Origin of the sequence: Chryseobacterium sediminis (genome assembly GCF_008386505.1) — a bacterium.
GTDB lineage: Bacteria > Bacteroidota > Bacteroidia > Flavobacteriales > Weeksellaceae > Chryseobacterium > Chryseobacterium sediminis.
Genome location: NZ_VUNZ01000001.1, coordinates 2,046,369 through 2,069,144 on the forward strand (window position 1 = coordinate 2,046,369; position 22,776 = coordinate 2,069,144).

General features: G+C 35.0%; 17 protein-coding genes. 4 read left to right on the top strand and 13 right to left on the bottom strand.

What is annotated here, in order from left to right; genetic code table 11:
* Positions 1 to 6 precede the first annotated feature (6 nt).
* The 13 genes from FW780_RS09300 to FW780_RS09360 all read right to left on the bottom strand — a co-directional run bounded on the left by FW780_RS09300 (position 7) and on the right by FW780_RS09360 (position 16,799).
* Positions 7 to 1,302: a nucleotide sugar dehydrogenase gene (locus tag FW780_RS09300; protein ID WP_149833327.1), complete on the bottom strand. Its 1,296-nt coding sequence runs from the start codon at positions 1,300 to 1,302 to the stop codon at positions 7 to 9.
* Positions 1,302 to 3,698, bottom strand: coding sequence for a GumC family protein (locus FW780_RS09305; RefSeq protein ID WP_149833328.1), 2,397 nt, complete (start codon positions 3,696 to 3,698; stop codon positions 1,302 to 1,304). Before FW780_RS09305 ends, FW780_RS09300 begins: the two co-directional genes overlap by 1 nt.
* A 6-nt stretch (positions 3,699 to 3,704) precedes the next feature.
* Entirely contained in the window at positions 3,705 to 4,529 is an 825-nt protein-coding gene (locus FW780_RS09310) for a polysaccharide biosynthesis/export family protein (RefSeq protein ID WP_149833329.1), read from the bottom strand.
* A 39-nt stretch (positions 4,530 to 4,568) separates the two neighbouring features.
* Positions 4,569 to 6,497: a polysaccharide biosynthesis protein gene (locus FW780_RS09315; protein WP_149833330.1), complete on the bottom strand. Its 1,929-nt coding sequence runs from the start codon at positions 6,495 to 6,497 to the stop codon at positions 4,569 to 4,571.
* A gap of 356 nt (positions 6,498 to 6,853) precedes the next feature.
* Positions 6,854 to 7,318 (bottom strand): regulatory protein RecX, encoded by a 465-nt coding sequence (locus FW780_RS09320; RefSeq protein ID WP_167510694.1) that lies wholly within the window; start codon positions 7,316 to 7,318, stop codon positions 6,854 to 6,856.
* A gap of 51 nt (positions 7,319 to 7,369) precedes the next feature.
* A complete protein-coding gene (gene glyA, locus FW780_RS09325) occupies positions 7,370 to 8,635 on the bottom strand; it encodes a serine hydroxymethyltransferase (protein ID WP_047378780.1) in 1,266 nt (421 codons plus the stop codon).
* A 149-nt stretch (positions 8,636 to 8,784) separates the two neighbouring features.
* Complete coding sequence (locus FW780_RS09330; RefSeq protein WP_149833332.1) at positions 8,785 to 9,690, bottom strand: NAD(P)/FAD-dependent oxidoreductase; 906 nt, start codon at positions 9,688 to 9,690, stop codon at positions 8,785 to 8,787.
* 164 nt (positions 9,691 to 9,854) lie between these two features.
* A complete protein-coding gene (locus FW780_RS09335) occupies positions 9,855 to 11,381 on the bottom strand; it encodes a glycosyltransferase family 39 protein (protein ID WP_149833333.1) in 1,527 nt (508 codons plus the stop codon).
* Between the two features lie 58 nt (positions 11,382 to 11,439).
* Positions 11,440 to 12,006, bottom strand: coding sequence for a hypothetical protein (locus FW780_RS09340; RefSeq protein WP_149833334.1), 567 nt, complete (start codon positions 12,004 to 12,006; stop codon positions 11,440 to 11,442).
* Positions 12,007 to 12,131: 125 nt separating this feature from the next.
* Complete coding sequence (locus FW780_RS09345) at positions 12,132 to 13,343, bottom strand: efflux RND transporter periplasmic adaptor subunit (RefSeq protein WP_174774448.1); 1,212 nt, start codon at positions 13,341 to 13,343, stop codon at positions 12,132 to 12,134.
* A 117-nt stretch (positions 13,344 to 13,460) separates the two neighbouring features.
* Positions 13,461 to 14,732, bottom strand: a complete 1,272-nt coding sequence (locus FW780_RS09350) for an ABC transporter permease (RefSeq protein ID WP_149833336.1) — start codon at positions 14,730 to 14,732, stop codon at positions 13,461 to 13,463.
* 56 nt (positions 14,733 to 14,788) lie between these two features.
* Positions 14,789 to 16,018 carry an ABC transporter permease gene (locus tag FW780_RS09355; protein ID WP_149833337.1) on the bottom strand — a complete coding sequence of 410 codons (1,230 nt, stop codon included), beginning with the start codon at positions 16,016 to 16,018 and terminating at the stop codon, positions 14,789 to 14,791.
* Between the two features lie 91 nt (positions 16,019 to 16,109).
* A complete protein-coding gene (locus tag FW780_RS09360; RefSeq protein WP_047386828.1) occupies positions 16,110 to 16,799 on the bottom strand; it encodes an ABC transporter ATP-binding protein in 690 nt (229 codons plus the stop codon).
* A gap of 424 nt (positions 16,800 to 17,223) precedes the next feature.
* Here FW780_RS09360 and FW780_RS09365 point away from each other — a divergent pair, with 424 nt between their 5' ends.
* From FW780_RS09365 to FW780_RS09380, 4 genes are all read left to right on the top strand, one after another.
* Positions 17,224 to 18,198 carry a ribonucleotide-diphosphate reductase subunit beta gene (locus tag FW780_RS09365; RefSeq protein ID WP_149833338.1) on the top strand — a complete coding sequence of 325 codons (975 nt, stop codon included), beginning with the start codon at positions 17,224 to 17,226 and terminating at the stop codon, positions 18,196 to 18,198.
* Positions 18,199 to 18,307: 109 nt separating this feature from the next.
* Positions 18,308 to 18,598 (top strand): hypothetical protein, encoded by a 291-nt coding sequence (locus FW780_RS09370; RefSeq protein WP_149833339.1) that lies wholly within the window; start codon positions 18,308 to 18,310, stop codon positions 18,596 to 18,598.
* A gap of 54 nt (positions 18,599 to 18,652) precedes the next feature.
* Positions 18,653 to 20,311 (top strand): ribonucleoside-diphosphate reductase subunit alpha, encoded by a 1,659-nt coding sequence (locus FW780_RS09375; RefSeq protein ID WP_149833340.1) that lies wholly within the window; start codon positions 18,653 to 18,655, stop codon positions 20,309 to 20,311.
* Positions 20,312 to 20,632: 321 nt separating this feature from the next.
* Positions 20,633 to 22,771 carry a T9SS type A sorting domain-containing protein gene (locus tag FW780_RS09380; protein ID WP_149833341.1) on the top strand — a complete coding sequence of 713 codons (2,139 nt, stop codon included), beginning with the start codon at positions 20,633 to 20,635 and terminating at the stop codon, positions 22,769 to 22,771.
* Positions 22,772 to 22,776: the final 5 nt, after the last annotated feature.

Here is a 22,776-nt window from a genome sequence, read left to right on the forward strand (position 1 = left end):
GATCTGTTACAGTCTTGCATCCACCAGATTTCTGTCTAAACATGCTTTGGTATCAAAAACCACAGCATTTTCTTTTTTAAGCTGATCCATATCCATTTCCAGAAACTCGTTATGAGATACTGCAATAACTAAAGAATCATACTTTTTTCCTTCCTGCAGAGCATCCAGAATATCAATTCCATATTCATGCTTTACTTCCTCTTTGCTAGCCCAAGGATCATAAATATCCACATTTACTCCGTAATCAGCAAGTTCTCTATAAATATCAACTACTTTAGTATTTCTGACATCCGGACAATTTTCTTTAAATGTAACTCCTAAAATCAAGGCATTAGAATTTTTGATCACTCCACCTTTTGCAATAAGAAGCTTCACTACTTTAGCCGCAACAAACTTTGCAATAGAGTCATTCACACGTCTTCCAGATAAAATAACATCCGGGTGGTATCCTAACTGTTCTGCCTTGTGCGCAAGGTAATAAGGATCTACAGAGATACAATGTCCTCCTACTAATCCCGGTTTATATTTTAGGAAATTATATTTCGTACCTGCCGCTTCCAATACATCATTGGTATCGATTCCTACTCTATCGAAAATTAACGCTAATTCGTTAACAAAAGAAATATTAACGTCTCTTTGTGCATTTTCAATAGCTTTTGAGGCTTCTGCTACTTTGATGCTGGGTGCTTTATGAGTTCCGGCTGTAATGATTTTCTTATATAGATTATCTACTTCTTCGGCAATCTTTTCCGTAGAGCCTGAAGTTACTTTTTTAACACTGGTAAGCGTATTTACTTTATCCCCCGGATTAATTCTTTCCGGAGAGTATCCTACAAAAAAGTCTTCGTTAAACTGAAGTCCAGAATATTTTTCAAGAACCGGTACACATTCTTCTTCTGTACATCCAGGGAAAACAGTAGATTCATAAATAATAATATCTCCTTTTTTGATAATTTCTCCCAACATTTTTGAAGCAGAAATCAAAGGATTCAGATCCGGAGCATTATATTTATCAATAGGGGTAGGAACTGTTACAATGAATACATTGGCTTCAGAAATATCAGACAACAGGCTTGTTGCTTTGTAGCCTAAAGAACCATTGGATTCAGTGTATTTTTTCAGTCCGTTATTTAGTTTATCAACATCTGCTTCAAGCGTTATATCTTTTCCGTTATTAAGCTGGTCAACACGCTGTGCATTGATATCAAAACCAAAAACAGGATAGTGATCTGCAAATTCAAGAGATAAGGGAAGACCTACATAACCCTGGCCTATAACCGCTATTTTATATGTTGTTATCATTAACTAAATTTATTTTTTATTTTTTGAAACCAAGATTGTTCTGTATGTTGATTATATCCATAACCATATTTATTGCTATATCCTAAATTTTCCCTGCTTACATCATTAAGTACAAATCCTACATTTTTGATTTTTTTCTGATCGATATTGCTATTTGCAAATTCTAATAATGATTTTTCTGTGTATTTAGATCTGGATACATAAATTGTAACATCAGAAAGCTCAGCAATAAGGAAAGTGTCCGTTACAAGAAGTAATGGCGCAGTGTCCAGAATAATGTATTCATATTTCTCTTTCAACTCACTAAGAAGAACCTCATAACGACCATTAGATAACAATTCTGTTGGATTCGGAGGAATCATTCCTGAATAAATTACATCCAGATAAGGATTGAAAGATGATACATGAATAATATCTGCAAGTTTAGTGTCGTCATTGTAAAGATACTCCGTAAGCCCAGCAAGTCCTTTTCTTGCAGGATTATATCTTTGAAGCTGAGGGTTTCTGATATCAGATCCGATGATAATTGCTTTTTTCTTAGGGTTTGCCAATGTTAAAGCCAAATTTACAGATGTGAATGTTTTCCCTTCCCCTTTTACGGTTGAAGTAACAAATACTACTTTCCCTTTTTTCTCTTTTGAAAGCATGAAATTCATATTGGTAATAAGAATTCTAAATGCTTCCGCCATAGGAGTAATATCATTCATTTTTACTATTTCAGAATCTCCTTTTTCAAGGCTTGGTAATTCTGCAATAATAGGAGCGTGTACAATCTTCTCAAGATCATGTTTAGTAATAATCTTATTATTGAAAAGCATTGTCAAATAAATAATAATAAAAGGAATTAGCAGACCTGCAACCAGATAAACCGTCAAAATAACATTGGTTTTAGGAGAAATTGCTGCTGGTGAAGCATACGCAGCATCTAGAACTTTTGCTTTTGGGGCAATAATAGACTGTGCAATAGCCGTTTCCTCTCTTTTCTGAAGTAAAAGCAGGTACAGGTTCTCTTTAATCTGTTGCTGTCTTTCTATACTTCTGAACATTTTTTCTATAGAAGGAAGTTTTGATATTTTCCCGGAAACTTTATTTTGTTCTCCTAAATATTCATTTTTTGCCAGCTCCAGCCCCACTCTATTCCTTTGTAGCGTCTGCATTATAGTGCTACGCATTGCATTAATTTGCTTTGTAACATCTACCACAGTAGGGTTTTCCGGCGTAGCAGATTCAAGTAATCTGTTTCTCTGTACAACAAGCTGATTATATGAAGATATTCCTGATATTGCTTCAGGGTTATTCAATCCAACATTTGCGGGCAGAACCTGATACTGTCCTTGTTTAGAAACATAGCCTATAAGTGCTGTTGTTAATTCAAGCTGAGCATCCACATCCAGTTGCTTAGCTCTGGCAGCAGCAGAGCTTTCTAAATTAATTTTAGCTTCCGTTTCTAAATCAGTAAGATTATTTTTAGATTTAAAGCTTTCTTTCTGATTTTCAACTTCTCCCAGCTCACCTGATAATTTTTTAATTCTATCTTCAATGAAATCCAAAGTCTTTTTTGATTCTGAATTTTTATCTACAATAGCATCATTATTATAAGCTACGATCAGAGTATTGATAATATCTTTGGCTTTTGAGATCTGAGGGTACTGATATCCAAGTTTCAGGACGGTAGTTTCTCTATTGACAAGATCTACATTAAGTGGCCCTTGAAGACTATTTACGGCAGCTTCCAGAGAAGATATCTGAAGTACCAGATTATTTGTATTTAGACCTTTAACTTCTGCAGAGTTAAATTTGGGATTTTTCGTTATTATAATATTAGCAAATGGTAAACTTATTGTTTTACCATAAGTTGTTACAATATCTTTCTTAAGACTTCCTCCATTCAAAGTTAACTTCTCTCCATTGATGGCAAGTTGAATTGTATTTACAGAGCCTTTATCTTTTTTCTCTCCAATTACTCTCACTTCTACCGGTGAAGTTTCTTTATATAGCTCTAAGGTTCTTATTTTTCCTTTTGCTGTAATATTAGTTTGAAGATTTAAATTGTTGATAACTTCACTCATCATCTTTTTCGACTTCAAAACTTCAATTTCATTGGCTATGCTATTGGTTTTAAGACCTCCAATTCCTGACAAATCAGGTAATACTCCCAAATCATTTGCCATTACTGATGAAGAGGAATTTTTAGCGTCTTTGATAAGAATTGTAGACTGTACACCATATACAGGAACCATAAACTTCAATGAAATGTAGCCTATTATCAGGGCAATAAATGCACTTATAATAAACCAAGGCCATTTTCGGATATATGGTTTTATAATTTCACCAATATTAATCTTGATTATGCTGTTTTCTTCCTCTGAAAATTGTGAAGTTTTCTGGTTATCCATCAATTTTTATTTCTTATTAAATAAACTTACCACTACTGCTATGGCTGTAATACCGATAGAAATTGCCGTTAGGTAAAGACCTGTATTTGGATTTTGTTTTGCCATAACATCTTTTGTATTGTTTGAAGAAACAATAATGGCATCCCCTTGTTTCAGGTTATAATATGGAGAATTAATTAAATTAGCATCATGAAGGTTAATACGACCATGAGAAACAACGCCATTTTCTGTTCTTACAACCAATATATCTTCTCTTTTTCCATACTGAGTCAAATCACCAGCCATCCCCAATGCATTTAAGATAGTTGCTTGTCCATTTGCAATAGTATAGTCACCCTGTCTATTTACTTCTCCTAATACAGTAATTTTAAAATTTGACAGTCTAATATTAACGGTAGGGTTAATGACATATTTTGTCATCTTTTCCCTTAATTCATCTTTAAACGTTGTCAAACTTTTATCTGATGTATTCAGTTTTCCCAATATTGGAAAGTCAATATCACCATTGGCATCCACAATATATGTAGGACCTGAAAGTATTGTTGCTCCTTGATTTGGAGTATTTCCTCCTGCTACAGCATTCGTTTGAACAAGTTCTGATGAGGAGTAGTTTTGATTAAAAGGTTTCACAACATCCATATCCTTTGCAGTGATAAGAATAATAAGCTGATCCCCTGCTTGAATTGTATTTGCAGAATTTTTAGCAGAAGCATTGATTGCAACCTGTTCTATATTCTGCATATAATTTAAATCATTCTTCGCGTTGGGATTAACCTTACAGGAAATCACTAAAGAGGACACCAAGATTAATGCTAATATTTTTCCTTTCATTATATTGTTAAATTCTACAAATATACATTTATTTTTCACCTATTTATCTAGAGCCTCATAGATTGAATTATTACTTCTGAATTCCGGCACTATAGTTTTAAGAATCCTTACTACTTCCACTTTATCTCTTCTAAGGGAGGCTTTAGTAATTTGTGTGCTAAGCGTATCTATTTCTTCAAATCCCATAGAAGGGTCTTTAGAGATCATAATTTTATCATTATGGGTAGGAAGAGTTTTCGCATCATCACTCAAAAGTTCTTCATATAGCTTTTCCCCAGGCCTTAGTCCTGTATAAATGATCTTAATATCAATATTAGGTTCAAATCCTGATAATTTGATCATTCTTTTCGCTAGATCAAGAATTTTAACAGGTTCACCCATATCAAAGACAAAAATTTCACCACCTTCTCCCATTGTTCCAGCCTGAAGTACGAGTTCACATGCCTCCGGAATAGTCATGAAATATCTCACAATTTCCGGATGGGTGATGGTTACCGGACCTCCAGCTTCAATTTGTTTTTTAAAATGAGGAATTACAGAACCGTTGGATCCTAATACGTTTCCAAATCTAGTTGTAATAAACTTGGTAACATTTCCCTCTACATTTTGAAGCGACTGTACAAAAAGTTCTGCAGCTCGTTTTGAAGCTCCCATAACGTTGGTAGGATTTACAGCTTTATCTGTAGATACCATTACAAACCTGTTTACTTTATACTTGCTGGATAATTTTGCAACAATCTTTGAGCCTAATATATTAACAAAAATTGCTTCATGAGGGTTTTCTTCTACCAAAGGTACATGCTTATAAGCAGCAGCATGGTACACCATTGAGAAGTTGTATGTCTGGAACAAAGATTCCATTCTATGATGGTTAGAAACATCTCCTAAAACAAATTTGAAAGCAATATGAGGAAACTTATCCCTCATTTCGAGTTCAATTTCATAAAGAGGGGTTTCTGCTTGGTCCAGAATTACAATTAAAGAAGGGTTAAAGTTAGCTACCTGTCTTACAATTTCACTTCCTATGGATCCTGCTCCACCGGTTACTAATACTGTTTTATCAAAATGTCTGCTCTTGACTTTTTCATTCTGAATTTTGATAGGTTTTCTATTTAACAAGTCTTCAATCTGAAGATTTCTGATAGATCCTCCCAAATCACTGTCTCTTAATTTTTGTACAGATGGTGCTTTAAAGACATTAAGATCCTTTTCCAAAAATAAATTCACCCACGCATTCATCTCATCTCTGGCCATCATCTCTTTCACAATGAGAATCCCGTCAATAATAAGATCTTCTTTCGTATTTTCTTCTATTTTTTGTTTTCCGTAAATGGGTTTTCCTAGCAGAGATGCCCTTTTAGAATCTGTTCTTTGAGTTAAAAAGCCTACTACCTGATAAGGCAGGCTCGGATTATCCAGAATAGCACGTGCAATTGCAATTGATTGTTCATCAATTCCCAGCACCAAGATTCTTTTTTTCAATGCACTTCTTCTGTATTCTCTTACAATATGGAAAAATTCTTTCACATATAATCTGAAAAGAAATAATCCCATAAATGAAATTACAAAATAGAGGATCAGATAGGGAGTAAGTATAAACTTAGACCCCGTAGTCCAGAAATAAAGAATATTGATGGTTCCAATAGCCAGCATTGTGCAAAAGCAGGATATCAGAAGCTTAAATAAATCTATAAAGGTTGAATGGCGGATAATTCCGGCATATGTCTTGAAGAGATACATAAAAGCAGTATTCGCCAGAATAATAAAAGCAAAGATTAAGCTTTTATCTTCATGGTATATAAATTCCTGCTTGGTAATTTTTTCGATAATGTAAGTAGAAAGAAATAAAGATATAACCAGAATAATAATGTCTATTACAAGAATTATCCATCTAGGAAGGTATCTTACGTCTGAGAGATTGACAACATTATCCCCTCCAAATATTGTTTTTCTAAGAGAATCGTACATTGTCTATATTGGTGTTCATATTTAATTAAAATGTAATATCTGATCATCTGACCAAATATATTTCCGATACAATCATGCAAAAATAAAATAAATTTATTTCAATATGTTGAAATCAAAAATAAATTTGATGTTATATTTATGAAATCTCACAATTTCATTACGGTACAGCTAGGTTCACAGACAAAAATCATACCATATAAAGTCTTAAAAAGGCGATATTTATCTATAAAAATTCCTTACTCCAGCTGTTTTATCTTTAAAATAATTATAAATATTTATGTATCAATCTCTTTCAATGAACTGATTGTTTTGTTGTTAAAAGTCATACGTCAAGTTTTTTTTAATTCATTAATATATTATTCAAAAATATCAATTATTTTCTCATATTCAAAACCTTTACTCATCAAATGTTTTATAGTCTTGGTTTTTTTTTGATATTCTTTCAAACCGATTTGTTTAGAATAATACCCTTCAAAAATTTTTCTGATAGTCTTCTCATAATCAGAGTCATCTATTTCATCAAAACATGAGTTGATTAACCTTTCTGAAATCTGTTTTTGCTTCAGATTCATTTTTATTTTGGTCTTCCCCCAATGTTTAATATAAAATTTGCCTCTGATATAGCTTCGTGTAAACCTTTCTTCATTCAGATAGTTTTCTTTCAGGAGATATAAAATGATTTCTTCTTTAGCTTCATCAATAAGCAGAAACTCTCTCATCTTCTGTTCCACTTCTGCATGGCAACGGTCCTGGTAAACACAGTAATTCACCAGTTTCTGTTTGATTTCCTCGAAAGTATACGATTTCTTTTCCATTTGAATAAAAAAAGAATGAGCAGTTTGCTCATTCTTTATATGATATTGAAATGCCTGTTAATAATTAAACAAAGCTTTTCCTTCCATTAATTCATTAACTTTCTTTCTTACGGATGTAAGAACTTCTTCATTTTTGATGTTGTCTACCACTTCAGAAATCAATCCTGCAATAGTATCCATATCATTTTCTTTCAATCCTCTTGTTGTAATTGCTGCTGTTCCTAATCTGATACCAGATGTTGTAAATGGAGATTTATCATCAAAAGGAACCATGTTTTTGTTGCAGGTAATATCAGCAAGTACTAATGCTTTTTCTGTTTCTTTACCATTCACACCTTTATTTCTAAGGTCTACCAGCATCAAGTGGTTGTCTGTACCTCCGCTTACGATATCAAATCCTCTGTCGATCATTGCTTTTGATAGTGCCTGAGCATTGGACTTAACTTGTTTTGCATACGTTTCAAACTGTCCGTCCAAAGCTTCACCGAAAGCTACTGCTTTACCAGCGATCACATGCTCAAGCGGACCTCCCTGAATACCTGGGAATACAGCTCCGTCTAATACCTGGCTCATCATTTTGATTTCTCCTTTTGGAGTTTTGTGGCCATACGTATTTTCAAAATCTTTCCCCATCATGATCATACCTCCTCTTGGACCTCTTAAGGTTTTGTGAGTAGTGGTAGTTACTACATGACAATGCTCGAATGGTGAGTTTAATAATCCTTTTGCTACTAAACCTGCAGGGTGAGCAATATCTGCCCAAAGTGTAGCGCCCACTTCATCTGCCACTTCTCTGAATTTAGCATAATCCAAATCTCTTGAATACGCTGAGAAACCAGCAATAAGCATTTTTGGTTTTTCTCTCAACGCTACTTCTCTCATCTGGTCATAGTCAATAAGACCTGTTTCCTGCTGAACTCCATAAGAAACCACATTATATTGAATACCAGAAAAATTCACTGCAGAACCGTGAGTAAGGTGTCCTCCCATCGAAAGATCCATCCCCATGATTTTATCACCAGGTTTCAAAACTGCAAGATAAATGGCTGCATTCGCCTGAGAACCGGAATGGGGCTGAACATTCACATAGTCTACTCCGAAAAGTTCTTTTGCTCTGTTGATAGCCAATGTTTCAACCTCATCTACAACTTCACATCCTCCGTAATATCTTTTTCCGGGATATCCTTCAGCATATTTATTTGTCAGTACACTTCCCATTGCTTTCATCACGTTTTCAGAAACAAAATTTTCTGATGCGATAAGCTCTAATCCGTGAGTTTGTCTTTGTCTTTCCTTTTCAATCAGGTCGAAAATAATATCCATTTTACTTTTAGTTTTTGAAATTTCCACCCCAAATGTACGGAATTTTCATTGAGATTTCTCTATTGAAAAAATGATTTTAAACACTAAAAAATGAAAAATCCCCTCAATAAATCTAATATTATGTTCTTTTTAATCTAATCAAAAATCCTTTAAAATTCTTCGTCTGCAAGTTCTTTATTGACCACGGCACCTGCAAAATTTCCCTGCGCAACAGCATTAGCCACAGAACGCATCATGGTAACATTGTCTCCACAGGCAAAAACACCGGGTACAATTGTTTTCTGCATCATATCTACTTTAATAAACCCTTGTTCCGTCAGTTCACATCCCAGATCATTGGAGATATTGAGGTTTTGTTCAAAAGGAATTTTAGCGTATAAAGCCTGTAAAGGAACTTCTTTTCCGTTTTTGAAAACAATTTTTTGGATAGATCCATTTTCATGTTTGATCTCTTTAATTTCGTCTTCGTTAAGGATGATTTTATTCTGCTTTAGTTTTTCAATTTGTTCATCAGTAAGAACAGCCTTCCCATTAGTAAACAGGGTAAGATCTTTAGTCAGATTAAAAATCAGTTTTGAAAATTCGTAAGCCATATCTCCATTGGAAAGAATTCCGGTTACTTCATTTTTCACTTCATAGCCATGGCAATACGGGCAATGTATAACAGAAATCCCCCAGCATTCAGCAAATCCTGGAATATCCGGCATCACATCTTTCACACCGGAAGCCAAAACAAGTTTTTTAGCATGAAATTTCTCACCAGATGAAGTTTCAATCTCAAAACCTTCAGTTGTTTTTACTGTTTTTACAACTGTTCCATTATAAAAACGGACAGTGCTATATTTTTCTACATCTTCTTTTGCCAGTTTTGCAATTTCTGAAGGTGTTTTTCCATCATGAGTAACAAAGTTATGTGAATGCGGAGTCTGTCTGTTACAAGGTTTTCCGTTATCAATAATAAGGACATTTCTTAAAGACCTTCCCAATGACATTCCTGCTGATAGCCCCGAATAGCTTCCTCCTATTATAATGACATCAAAGTTTTTATTTTCCATAGTTCAGTTGATAAATGATAGTTGATAGTTGATAGTTGATAGTTGATAGTTGATAGTTGATAGTACAAAGTTAACATAAAATCAAACAACGCAACAAAGTTGCAATAACATTTATCTATTAACTTTATTTTGTCAACAAAACATCATTTACAATCTTATGAAAACTACTTCCATTCATTTTTAGTCTCATCAATTTCATCCTGAATTCTTTTATTGATATCTATTTTCGCTCCCTGTAAACTGAAAATTGCTGTTCCTCTTTCTCTTGCGTAGGGATTGGCAATAGAATCATATAATTTTGCCACTTCAAAAAAAGAACCGGATTCTTGAAGTTCTTTTCCTGCTTCGGGGGCATCTTTGACTCTGATAACGTTTTTATATTTTTTGCTTAAATCTATCCAATTGATATAGTCCGCATGAAAAGACATTGCTACAACACCGGCCTTTGAATAGTAATTAATAGCGCCCGTCTGTCCGTAATTGTCACACAGTACCATTGTATTTCCTGACTTTGATAATCGGGAATATTCTTTATCTACTTTTTGAGCCAATTCTTTCCAGCCTTTCATATCGGCAAAATCCTGTGGCAACGGATGATCTTTTCCGTCTTCCCATCGAAGCAGTCCGAACTTTTTGTATTGATCCTGATGAGACTCAATATACTGGGGGCTCTTATTCGGAAAGGCAACATTATATAAAGGAAGAAATAAAAGAATCGGGATAAGTACAGTAACCGGTTTCAAAAATCTCTTCCATCCCTTTTCAAATAAATGACCGAGAAAAACGGATCCAAAAGCAATATATACCGGATAAAGCCCTATCGCATAATAGTCTTTTGCTTTAAAAAACAAAAACAGAGTAATGGTGATGATATAGCTCCAAAAGAAAAACCTGAATTTCTCAAAAGGCTTGTACAACAATAATGCTCCCCACCCTGCTATAATAACAAAAGCAACCCCTATAAAAAAGAGAATCTGAGATTTCATAAAACCCATTCTATCCACATGCACAAGCTGCTTTTCCGAAAGCTCTTTCATGTGATGAACAACCGGAAAATGATTCTGATACTGCCAGAGAAGATTGGGAAAAACAATAATCAAAGCTAAAAGAGCAGCCCAATACACGTGAGACTGCATAAAAATCTTCCTTTGCTCTGTCAGCAATAATGCAGGAATAAGCCCTAATAACGAAAAAGCAATGTTGTATTTATTTAACACTCCAATTCCAAAAATAATCGCTCCAATGTAAATCCATTTTACTTTTCCGGAATTAAAATATTTAATCAAAGTATAATAAAGGAACAGCCACAGAAAAATTTCTAAAGACGTAGGCTGAAACAGCATATTTACCCGAAGGAGTACTGAGAACAGAATACCTAAAGAAGCAAGTATTTTGGCAAAGAGACTTCCGTTAAGTTCTTCAACAGTTTTCCACACCAGCACTATTGTTAAAGCTCCGAACAGAGCAGGGAAAAATTTAACCCAAAATATAGAATTTCCTAATATTTTGATTATCCATGCTATCCAGGAATTCACCGGAGGAACGGATAAATATCCCCAGGCAAGATGATTGGCCTGATCAAGATGCAGATATTCATCCCTGTGGAGTTCATACTCCGGACTTATCAGAGAGTATTGAAGAGCAAATTTCGCAATGATAAAAAGAAGCAGAATCCAATAGTCTTTTTTCATGGGATACAGTTTAAATTTAAAAGTAAGACATCTTAATCCTCTTTTTTGTTACAATAATTTATCTGATTTCAAACTTATTATCTATGATTTCAGCTTTTATCACCTGAATTTTGCCAGACCAATAATTAACTTCTTCACTTTTATTAGAACATTCTTCCGTGGAAATATTCTGACAGGCAGCCAAATATTCCTGATAAGTCTTCAAAATTTCATTCAAATATGTTTCATAGTCATTAGGACTTTTGGGAATATATCCTATCCCGTCACAACCACATGAATGAAAGCATTTTCCTGTTTTAAAAAGACTTTCTATAATTTTCCATTCTTTGACTGCTGTTTTTTTAGGGGCTTTGAAATCTTTTCCCAGATCAGCCATCACATTGCTGCATTCAGGACATTTTATTGTTCGGTTTTCAATGTCTGAAATAATTTTTTGTAATTCTTTTGTTTCTGCTTTTGTGAAAACATGCCCTATTTTGAGTACTGTCTTTCCATTAGGACCATGGTATACCTTTTCTTTTTCTATCCTTTGTATAATGTCATAGGCATCCGGCTGCTTAAATGATTTTCGGCATTTAAAACAGACATAATGTGATTTATAAGTTTTCCTTGCGTATCGACACATTTCCCACGAGTTTATCTAACTCAAATATAAGAATTTACTCTTGTAAAAGATTTTGATATAAAAAAGAATCCCGAAGAAAAAAATTCCTTCGGGATTCACAGTTTAAAAGTGTATAGTGTAGTTTATTATTTTTTCTTAGACTTTTCTTTCAGTTCTTCTTTGTCTTTATCAGACGGATTCCAAACTTTCACTTCTGTGTCTTTTGTAATATTTGACCCCGGAAGAACCTGAACGTTGATCCCGTCACTAGCCCCCAATTTCAAATATACTTTCTTGAATTTCCCATCTTTTTGTTTCACTTCTACGAAAGGAACGTCTTTACCTTGTTTCTTTTCATACTGAACTAAAGATTCATCCAATAATAATGCATTTTTCTGAGAACTCAAAACAATTTCACCGTTTGCAGAAAAACCTGCTCTAATATACTCATTATTAGGATTACTTACGTTACCTTCTACCGGAAATTTGATAGTTCCTGCATTATCCTTTCCTTTAGGTGCAATCATGGTAAGTTTTCCCGGGAACGTTTTATTTTGTAATGCACCGATTACGATGTTCATATCCATTCCTTCACTCAGTTTTCCAGCTTGAGCTTCATCAATTTCACCTTTAAAAATTAAGACATTCAGATCTGCTACTGAACAGATTGTAGTTCCGGCGTTGAAGTTATTGGCTTCAATCACCTGGCTTCCTGCTTTTACAGGAACTTCAAGTACAGTACCTGAAGCTTTGGAACGGATTTCCGTAGTAGCTAAGCCTTGTCCTTTAAGTTCAGGGGTTGCTCCTGTTTTAGCGATCTGCAATCTTTTTTGAGCGGTATTCAATTGCTGCTGAGCATTTTTCAGAGTCTGCTGCTGAGAAAACAACTGTTGCTGGGAGTTCAGGTACTCCTGTTTAGAGGCTACTCCCTGTTTGTACAGTTTATCCTGCATCTCAAACTGCTTCTGCATATTTCCTACATTCATCTGGGCGTTGCTGATCTGAATCTGTGCATTCTGAACTTCTTGCTGAGCTGCGTTTACTTCAGAGATACTTGGAACAATTTTCACTGTAGCAATCAGCTGACCTACTTCTACTTTATCTCCTTCTTTTACTAATATTTTTTCTATAATCCCTGCAATATTGGGTTTAATCTCAATTTCTTCTTTGGGAACAATTTTTCCTGTTGCCATTACTTTATCATCCATATTCTGGATTGTAGGATTACGGGTAAGGAAAGCCTCCCCCTCTTGAGAATTCGATTTAATAAGATAGCCAAGCCCTGAGAACAATGCCACTGCAAATAAAAGCCCCAACACTATATAAACGGCTTTTTTCCAGGTGAATTTCTTTTTCATATGTATAGTTTATTTTTTATTAAATAGATTGAAAAATTTAAAGATTAAAAGATTGATTCTGTGCATTTATTAACCATTCATCTTTATTTTCAAATTGTTTCATTTTTTAATTAATTATTACTCTGTTCTTAATGCTTCAATAGGTCTGATTTTCACCGCTCTCTGCGCAGGGATCATCCCGATAATCAATCCTAAAATCACCATCACAGCCATGGCTGCAAATACGTTTCCGTAGTTGACCGTTGGATTATAGAAAGGAAATGAATCCTGCCCCTGGGTAACGGCATTGAGAATCATCAACACAAAAATTCCAAACATAAAACCTAATAATCCCGAAGAGAGGGTAATCACCACACTTTCCAGCAAAATCTGATTTCTTACTTCTGCCGGCTTCGCTCCCAATGCTCTCCTGATCCCTATTTCTTTGGTTCTTTCTTTTACCGTAATCAAAAGGATATTCGAGATCGCAATTACTCCGGCAAGGATTGTCAGTGTACCTACAATGATAGTCAACAGCTGCATTCCCGTAAGAAAGCCTGTTAGTTTTTTAAATTCTTTTCCCAGGTTGAAGCTTCCGAAAGCATTGGTATCTTCAGGTGAAACTTTATTTTTTGTCTTCAACTCCTGCTTTACGTCTTCTTCTACCGAATTCACATTGGCATTAGGTTTACTTACAATCGCAAACATGTCTATCTGATCTCCTGCATTATACATTTTTGTATAGGTAGAAAGCGGAATGAAAGCTGTTTGGTCATTTTCAAATCCTCCTCCTTTTTTCACCCGGAAAACACCAATTACATTGAAGAATAGTCCTTTAATATTAATAGATTTCCCGATTGGGTTTTCTTTTTTCTTGGCATCAAAGAAGTTTTTATAAATCTCTTCTCCGATGACCACTACATTTTTATTCCCGGAAACATCAGCATCATTGATATATCGTCCGAAAATCAGTTTCTTTTCTGAAATTTTATTTCCTACAGAATAATCCCCTGTAAGCGAATACGTTCCGTTCTTGCCATTTCTTGACATGACTTCTCCAGGTGTTCCGGTAAAGCTTCCTCTTGCGTTTTGCGGTGATATATAATCTATAGCAGTTACTTTTCTTTTCAGCATTTCCATGTCATTTAAGTTCAGGTGAACTTCTCTTCCTTTAGGAAATCCTTCATATGGAATAGATGTTTTCTGTGCCCACAGAAATATTGAATTGGTAGCAAAACCGGAAAATAATTTATCAAAACCATTCTCCATTCCTTTTGCTGCTCCAAGAAGGCTTACATACAAAAACATCCCCCATCCTACGCCAATCATGGTAAGAAATGTTCGGAGTTTATTATTCCTCAGTGAGTAATAAATCTCCTGCCAAGTGTCTTTTTTAAATATGATATTCACCTTGTTGAATTATAAGTTATAAATTATGAATTTACTTCATTTCTTTTTTACACTAATTACTCTGTTCTCAATGCTTCGATCGGTTTAATTCTTGAAGCTCTGTATGCCGGTACAAATCCTGCAATCAGTCCTGAGAAAATCAAAGCAATGAATGCCATAATAATGGATCCCCAGCCTACACTTGGATTTTTAATGAAAAACTCTTCAAGACTGTTGCCGATAAGGTTTAGGGTCAAAACACCTATTCCTACTCCAACAAGTCCGGAAACCACTGTAATCACAACACTTTCCTGAACGATCAATCCTACAATTCCGCTTGGCTTTGCTCCAATGGCTTTTCGTACTCCTATTTCTTTGGTTCTTTCTTTCACGATATAAACCATGATATTACTGATCCCGATAATTCCAGCAAGCAGCGTCCCAAGACCAATAAATCCAACAATCGCCGTAAGAACTGCCATAAACATAAATGTATCATTCATGTTTTTCGCATTGTTCCAGACACGCACTCCGTTTTCATCATCAGGAGAAACACTTTTTCTCGCTTTTAATTTATCTTTAAGCTCATCACCATACTTAATGGCCTGGTCCGGAGTCAGTTTATCATTGTATGTAATATAGGCAATGTTTACAGTATCAGACCCTTTCTTCATCTGTTGTAAAGTGGTAATCGGAACGGTAATATGTCTTTCATCTCTATCTCCTCCATCATCTGAAAAAACACCAATCACCTTATACATCGTTCCATTAATATCAAGTTCTTTTCCTATCGGGCTTCCATTTTTGATCAAATCCCTCTGAACCATTCTTCCAATAACAGCAACATTTAATTTTCTTTCCAAATCCATATCTGTCAGATACCTGCCATCAATAATTTTTCTATTTTCAATGACTTGCTCCCCTGGCTCGGCTCCATTAATCTGATAAAGACCACTTTCTTTTCCATATTTCACCATTAAACTGGCACTATATCTTGGACTGGAGGGTCCGGCTTTTTTCTTATCTGCATTAATTAAAAAGTCATAGTCTGAGTTATTCATGGTTATATTTCGATCAGACTGAAGGCCTTTATAAGCAACAGAGGCTTTTCCTGTAGAAAAAATAATAAGATTTTTAGCATCTCCCGCAAACCCTTCAGAGAATGCATTCTGAAGTCCTTTTCCAATTCCAAAAAGCACAATGAAAATAAACAGTCCCAAAGCTACCGTAAACCCTGAAAGCACCGTCCGAAGTACATTACTCCGGATAGAACTGAATATTTCCTGCCAACGATCTAGGTCAAACATATTTTATTGGTATTAAAAGATTGAAAAATTTAAAGATTAAAAATAGAACCGCTAAATTTTCAAATTATCTCGTTTTCAAATTTTCAAATTTCTAAAGCACAATTTGCTTAATAAACTCATCACTTTCAATAATCCCGTCCTTCAGTACTACATTTCTTTTGGTCTGTGCAGCAACATCCGGTTCGTGGGTTACAACGATGATTGTTTTTCCTTCATTGTTGATGTCCTGAAGAAGTTTCATAATATCATGAGTGGTTTTAGAGTCCAATGCTCCGGTAGGTTCATCAGCCAAAACAACTTTTGGATTTGTTATCAATGCTCTTGCAATGGCAACTCTTTGCTTTTGTCCTCCGGAAAGTTCACTCGGAAGGTGGTTAGCCCATTGTGCCAGTCCTACTTTTTCCAGATATTCCATAGCTTTCTGGTTACGCTCTTTTCTCGGTACATTCTGGTAGTACAGAGGAAGTGCTACGTTTTCCAAAGCTGTTTTATAATTGATAAGATTAAAAGACTGAAAAATAAATCCCAAAAACTTACTTCTGTATTCTGCAGCTTTTACTTCTGATAAATGTTCAATAGGAACTCCATCCAATTCATAGGTTCCCGAATCTTTTTCATCCAGAATCCCAATAATATTAAGAAGTGTAGATTTTCCGGAACCGGAACTTCCCATAATAGAAACAAACTCGCCCTCAGAAATATTCAGATTAATTCCTTTGAGAACATGAAGTTTGCTTTTCCCTGTATCGTATGACTTATTTAAATCCTGAATTACTAACATTAAGTGATGTATGTTTTATACCCAATAAGTAGATGATATTTTCAAATTGTTACAAGAATAAAAATTTATTCAAATATTTTTTTGTTTAATGCTTTAAACCTTTATTAGTAATACTTTATATATTTTTGTTTAACTGTAACTTTAGATTTCCATGTATTTACCCTCAAGATAGTGGTCTAGCCTATTATTCTAGCCAGTTTCATGTAAATGTGGAAAACTTTTCCAGCTAAAAGTCAGCCGATTAGTATTTACCCCTTTCAAAATCAGTTCTTTTTTTCGAACTTTGCTATTAGTTCTTTACAAGAAATATGGTTTTGCGAAAGTGAATAACTTTATTTTACAACACGCAGACAAACAAAAAGTTAAGTATTTCCGGAACGTTATCCACAGAGATCTAAATTATTTAATTATAAAGATATTTAATATGGGAATTTTTGATAAAAGAGTAAGCTATAAGCCATTTGAATACCCTGAAGTTCTACAATTTGTAGAGGCAATCAACAAATCGTTCTGGGTGCATTCGGAAGTGGACTTTACTGCAGATGTTCAGGATTTTCATTCGCAGTTGGAACCACATGAAAAGCACGCTGTGAAAAATGCGCTGTTAGCCATTGCACAGATCGAGGTGTCTGTAAAGACATTCTGGGGAAATTTATACAACCACCTTCCAAAGCCGGAATTCAATGGATTAGGATCTACTTTTGCAGAATGCGAGTTTCGTCATTCTGAAGCATATTCCCGTTTATTAGAGGTATTAGGATATAATGATGAATTCCTTAACGTTATTGAAATTCCTGCTGTAAAAGGAAGAATCGAGTTTTTAGGAAATGCTTTAAAGCATGCTAACTCTGCTACTCCTAAAGAATATGTTTCTGCTTTATTGTTATTCAGTATTTTAGTGGAAAATGTTTCTCTTTTCTCGCAGTTTGCCATCATTCTTTCTTTCACAAGATTCAAAGGATTCATGAAAAATGTTTCCAATATTATCGCATGGACTTCAGTAGATGAGCAAATTCACGCCAATGCAGGAATCTATCTGATCAACAAAATCCGTGAAGAACAGCCTGACTTATTAACAGACAGCGATATTGAAGATATCTACACTTTGGTTGACGAGTCTATCGCAAGAGAAGGTGATATCCTTAGCTGGATTTTTGAATTGGGAGAAATCGACAACGTTTCTAAAGAAGACCTGTTAAACTTCATGAAATACCGTGTGGATGACAGTTTGAAGAAAATCAACATGAAAACAAAATACAACATCACTCCGGAACAATACAAACCAATGGTATGGTTCGAGGAGGAAGTTTTTGCGAATTCATTAGATGATTTCTTTGCAAAAAGACCTGTAGACTATACGAAGCACGATAAGAGTATTACAGCAAACGATTTGTTTTAATACCGGGGCGCGAGCGAAGCGAGCGTCAAAGCAGTCAGTATTAGGATATATTCCTTTCTGATTAATTTAACGGAATTTAGTTCATAATAAAAGCACAAATACAGAAGAGATGATCAATGTAATAGTAAGCTATACGGTAAACCCGGAATTTGTTCCAAACAATAAAACCAATATCCAAAAGTTTCTGGAAGATTTCAAGAATTTAGATTCTTCCACCTTTGAATATAAAGTTTTTGTAAAGGAAGACGGTGTTACTTTTGTACATTATTCAAACTACATCAATGAAGAAGTTCAGCATGAAGTTTTGAATGTTCCGTCTTTTAAAGAATTTCAGAGATTAAGAGACGAAAGCGGGCTGAACGGTTCCCACAAAGTAGAAATTTTACAATCACTAATATAAAAAACAAAATTCCGGAGTGATTCTCTCATTCCGGAATTCGAAAATATAACATCTATGGAAGAGCAAAATTCAAATATATGGTGGCTCAATGAAGAGTCTGAGCAGATGCTGAACAGAGGATATCTGTTGAAAGGTGAAACGGTAGACGGAGCTATCGACAGAATTACCACTGCTGCTGCAAAAAGGTTATACAAACCTGAACTTCAACCGGCATTCAAAGAAATGATCACAAAAGGATGGATCAGTTTCTCTTCTCCTGTATGGGCAAATATGGGAACAGAAAGAGGTCTTCCTATCTCATGTTTCAACACTCACATTCCGGACAGCATTGAAGGGATTACTCACAAAATGGGTGAAGTAATTATGCAGACTAAAATTGGAGGTGGTACTTCAGGATATTTTGGAGAATTGAGAAACAGAGGAACAGCCGTAACTGATAACGGAAAGTCTTCAGGAGCAGTTTCATTCATGAAGCTTTTTGATACTGCTATGGATGTAGTTTCTCAGGGAGGTGTAAGAAGAGGTGCTTTTGCTGCTTACTTAGATATTGACCACGGAGATATTGAAGAATTTTTATCTATTAAAGATATCGGTAGCCCTATTCAGAACCTGTTTACCGGAGTATGTGTACCAGATTACTGGATGCAGGATATGATAGACGGTGATATGGAGAAACGTAAAGTTTGGGCAAGAGTACTGGAAAGCCGCCAGCAAAAAGGTCTTCCTTATATTTTCTTCACAGACAACGTGAACAGAAATAAGCCTCAGGTTTATAAAGATTTAGGAATGACGGTGAATGCAAGTAACCTTTGTTCTGAAATCATGCTTCCATCTACTATGGAAGAGTCTTTCATCTGTTGCCTGTCTTCTATGAACCTTGAACTGTATGATGAGTGGAAAGATACAGATGCTGTGAAATTAGCAGTATACTTCCTGGATGCAGTTCTATCTGAATTTATTGATAAAACTGAGGGTAACTATTACTTACAGGGTGCAAGAAACTTTGCGATGCGTCACAGGGCTCTTGGATTAGGAGTTTTAGGATACCATTCTTATTTACAGAAAAATATGATTCCGTTTGAAAGTTTTGAAGCGACTCAGTTCAACGCAAGAGCATTCAGACATATTAAAGATCAGGCTGAGCAGGCTTCAAGAGAGCTTGCCAACATCTATGGAGAACCGGAAGTATTGAAAGGATACGGATTAAGAAATACCACAACAATGGCTATTGCTCCTACCACTTCAAGTTCTGCCATCTTAGGACAGACTTCTCCGGGAATCGAGCCTTTCTCTTCAAACTATTATAAAGCAGGTCTTGCTAAAGGAAACTTTATGCGTAAGAATAAATACCTTGCCAAATTATTGAAAGAAAAAGGACTGGATAACGAAGAAACATGGAGAACAATCATGTTGAACCACGGATCTGTACAGCATCTGAATGAGCTTACTCCTGAAGAAAAGGCAGTATTCAAAACATTCAAAGAAATCTCTCCGATGGAGATTATTTCTCAGGCGGCACAGAGACAGCAATATATTGACCAGGCACAATCACTGAATCTTCAGATTCCTTCTACAATGCCTGTAAAAGATGTAAACTATCTTTATATTGAAGCTTGGAAAAAAGGAGTAAAAACACTTTACTACCAAAGAAGCTCATCTGTTTCAAAAGAAATGATGGTTAATTTCGTGTCATGTTCAAGCTGTGAAGCATAAGATCAAGTAATAAACACGCTATATTTAAAAAAGCACACTTTTTAGTGTGCTTTTTTTATTTAACAGAGCTTTTGCAGGTAATTTATGCTAAAAAAGCCAAGAAATCCTTTTTCTTTAAAGTTAAAAATCAACACTAAAAACCAACATAACCCACACAAAATAAAAACCATAATACATTTTTATTAATAAATTATATTTAAAACAAGGAAATAAGCCCACAGAAACCTAAAAGGGATTTTTTTCAAAAAAAGAAATTATATTTACAACATCAGATTGTACATATAGGGATTTGAAACATTATCTGATAACTAAAACTCAAACATGAAAAAACTTTTATTTACCTTATGGGTAAGCGGATTTTCTATGGCTTACTCTCAGAATCTGAATTTTTCTGATACAAAATTTAAAGCATTACTTCTAAGCGCAAACGCAACTAACCAGATTGCACAAGACTTTAATGGAAATTCTATTGCCATAGATAATAACGGAGATGATGAGATCCAGCTTTCAGAGGCACAACAGGTTAAGGTTCTGACGGTCAGGTTAGATTCTGAGCAAATGTATATTGATCCCAATGGTAGCACATTTGATCCGGCTAATATCAATATCACCTACTATAACAGCCACCTGCCGGATGGAATTTCAGATGCCTTGCTGTTTTCCAATCTCGAGGAGCTTTATTTTTGGAATACCAAGACTGCCAACATTAGCTTTACAAACAACACTAAAATCAAAAAAGTACAGGGAAGACCTTTTTATTATGACTTATCACAGGGAGGTCAATATATAGCTTCTCCTATTAATCTTTCTTTTGATAATTGCTCAGGAATTCAGAATATTGCTGATATCATCGCCTATCAGATCTCAGGTAATCCATGGTATCCTGACGAAAACAGCTTAAGGATAAAAAATTGTCAGCAAATAAACAGTAATGCATTGATTAGTTCTGCAGAACTCAGAGAGCTGTATATTGAAGATTCCAGTATTCAGACGCTTACATTTGATTCCTGTAAATTTCTGGAAAAGATTGTCGTTCCTAATCTGAATACTTTAACTAAAATTTCAGTAACAGGAGGTTTTACCTCTTCAGGGTATTCAGAGCAGAATATTGAGCTTATTGCCAATAATTGCACCAACCTGCAGGAGATTATTGCAGATACGGATCACTATGAATCAACAGGATCATATTTCTCTAAAGTAAGCCTTAATGGCTGCTCTTCTTTAAAGAAAATAATAGGACTGAATGCTCCATCTATTGATTTGAGTACCGCAGGACTTATTAACCTTGAAGAATTAGACTGTTCTTTCTATAACAGATACCTATATTCTACCACTTCCGGAGTTTATTTCGGGAATGTAAATACATTAAACCTTGCAGGTCTTCCAAAACTTAAAATCCTGAAAGCTTTCAATCAAGAAATCACCAATAATATAAACTTTAGTGCTGCCCAAAAGCTGGAAAGCATTGATCTCACCAATTCCTGCGGATATATGAATACCGTGAATACAAGTAACCTTTCCCATCTGCATACTTTAAAAACGGATCGTTTCATCACCAATGGGACACAAGGAGCAAATAATCTTCAGAATATTTTTACTAAAAACTGTATTGTACTCACAAATTTTGCATTCGACAATAATAATGATTTAAGAAAACTCGATTTAGAAAACTGTCCGGGTTTACAGAATCTGTCAATCGGATACATGTTCTCTAACTTAGAAGAAATCAACCTCAGCCAATGTACAGGATTTAAAGACATTGCGGTAAGTAACACAAAAATATCCGCTCTGGACACCAAAGACTGTGCTTCTCTGCAATCATTGAGTCTTTCCTCTAATGACCTTCTTACCTCAGTCAATACTTCAGATAATACCAATTTAGAATCATTAACATTGGCAAATCTGCCTTTGCTTACCCAGATCAATACTTCGGATAATATTAATCTGAAGAATGTATATTTTAATGCTTGTCCTCAGATTACTCAGCTTGATCTTTCTACATCATCCCATCTGGAATCCGCTACTTTATGGAATATGTCTAATCTCACTTCTGTTAATCTGAGAAACGGATCTATAGAAGATTTCATTGATATTACCAATAACAACTCCAATTTATCCGTTTGTGTGGATGATGCTCAACTGAATGAGCTTCAGGCAATGTATCCCGATATCACATTTACCACAAACTGCAGCAATTCTTTTCTGAAGAGCGATAACGCAAATTTCAAAACAAAACAGATTAAAGTTTTCCCTAATCCGGTAAAAGACATCCTGCAGGTCAGCTCCGATGCTCCTATAAAAAACATAAAACTTATTGATTCTCAGGAAAGAATTATTTTTGACAGAAACTTCAGTCAGGCTATTGTAAATATTGATCTATCAGGCTATCCTACTGCTGTTTATATCATGAAAATTACTACCGATACAACTCAGGCTACTAAAAAAATCATAAAAAAATAAGTATT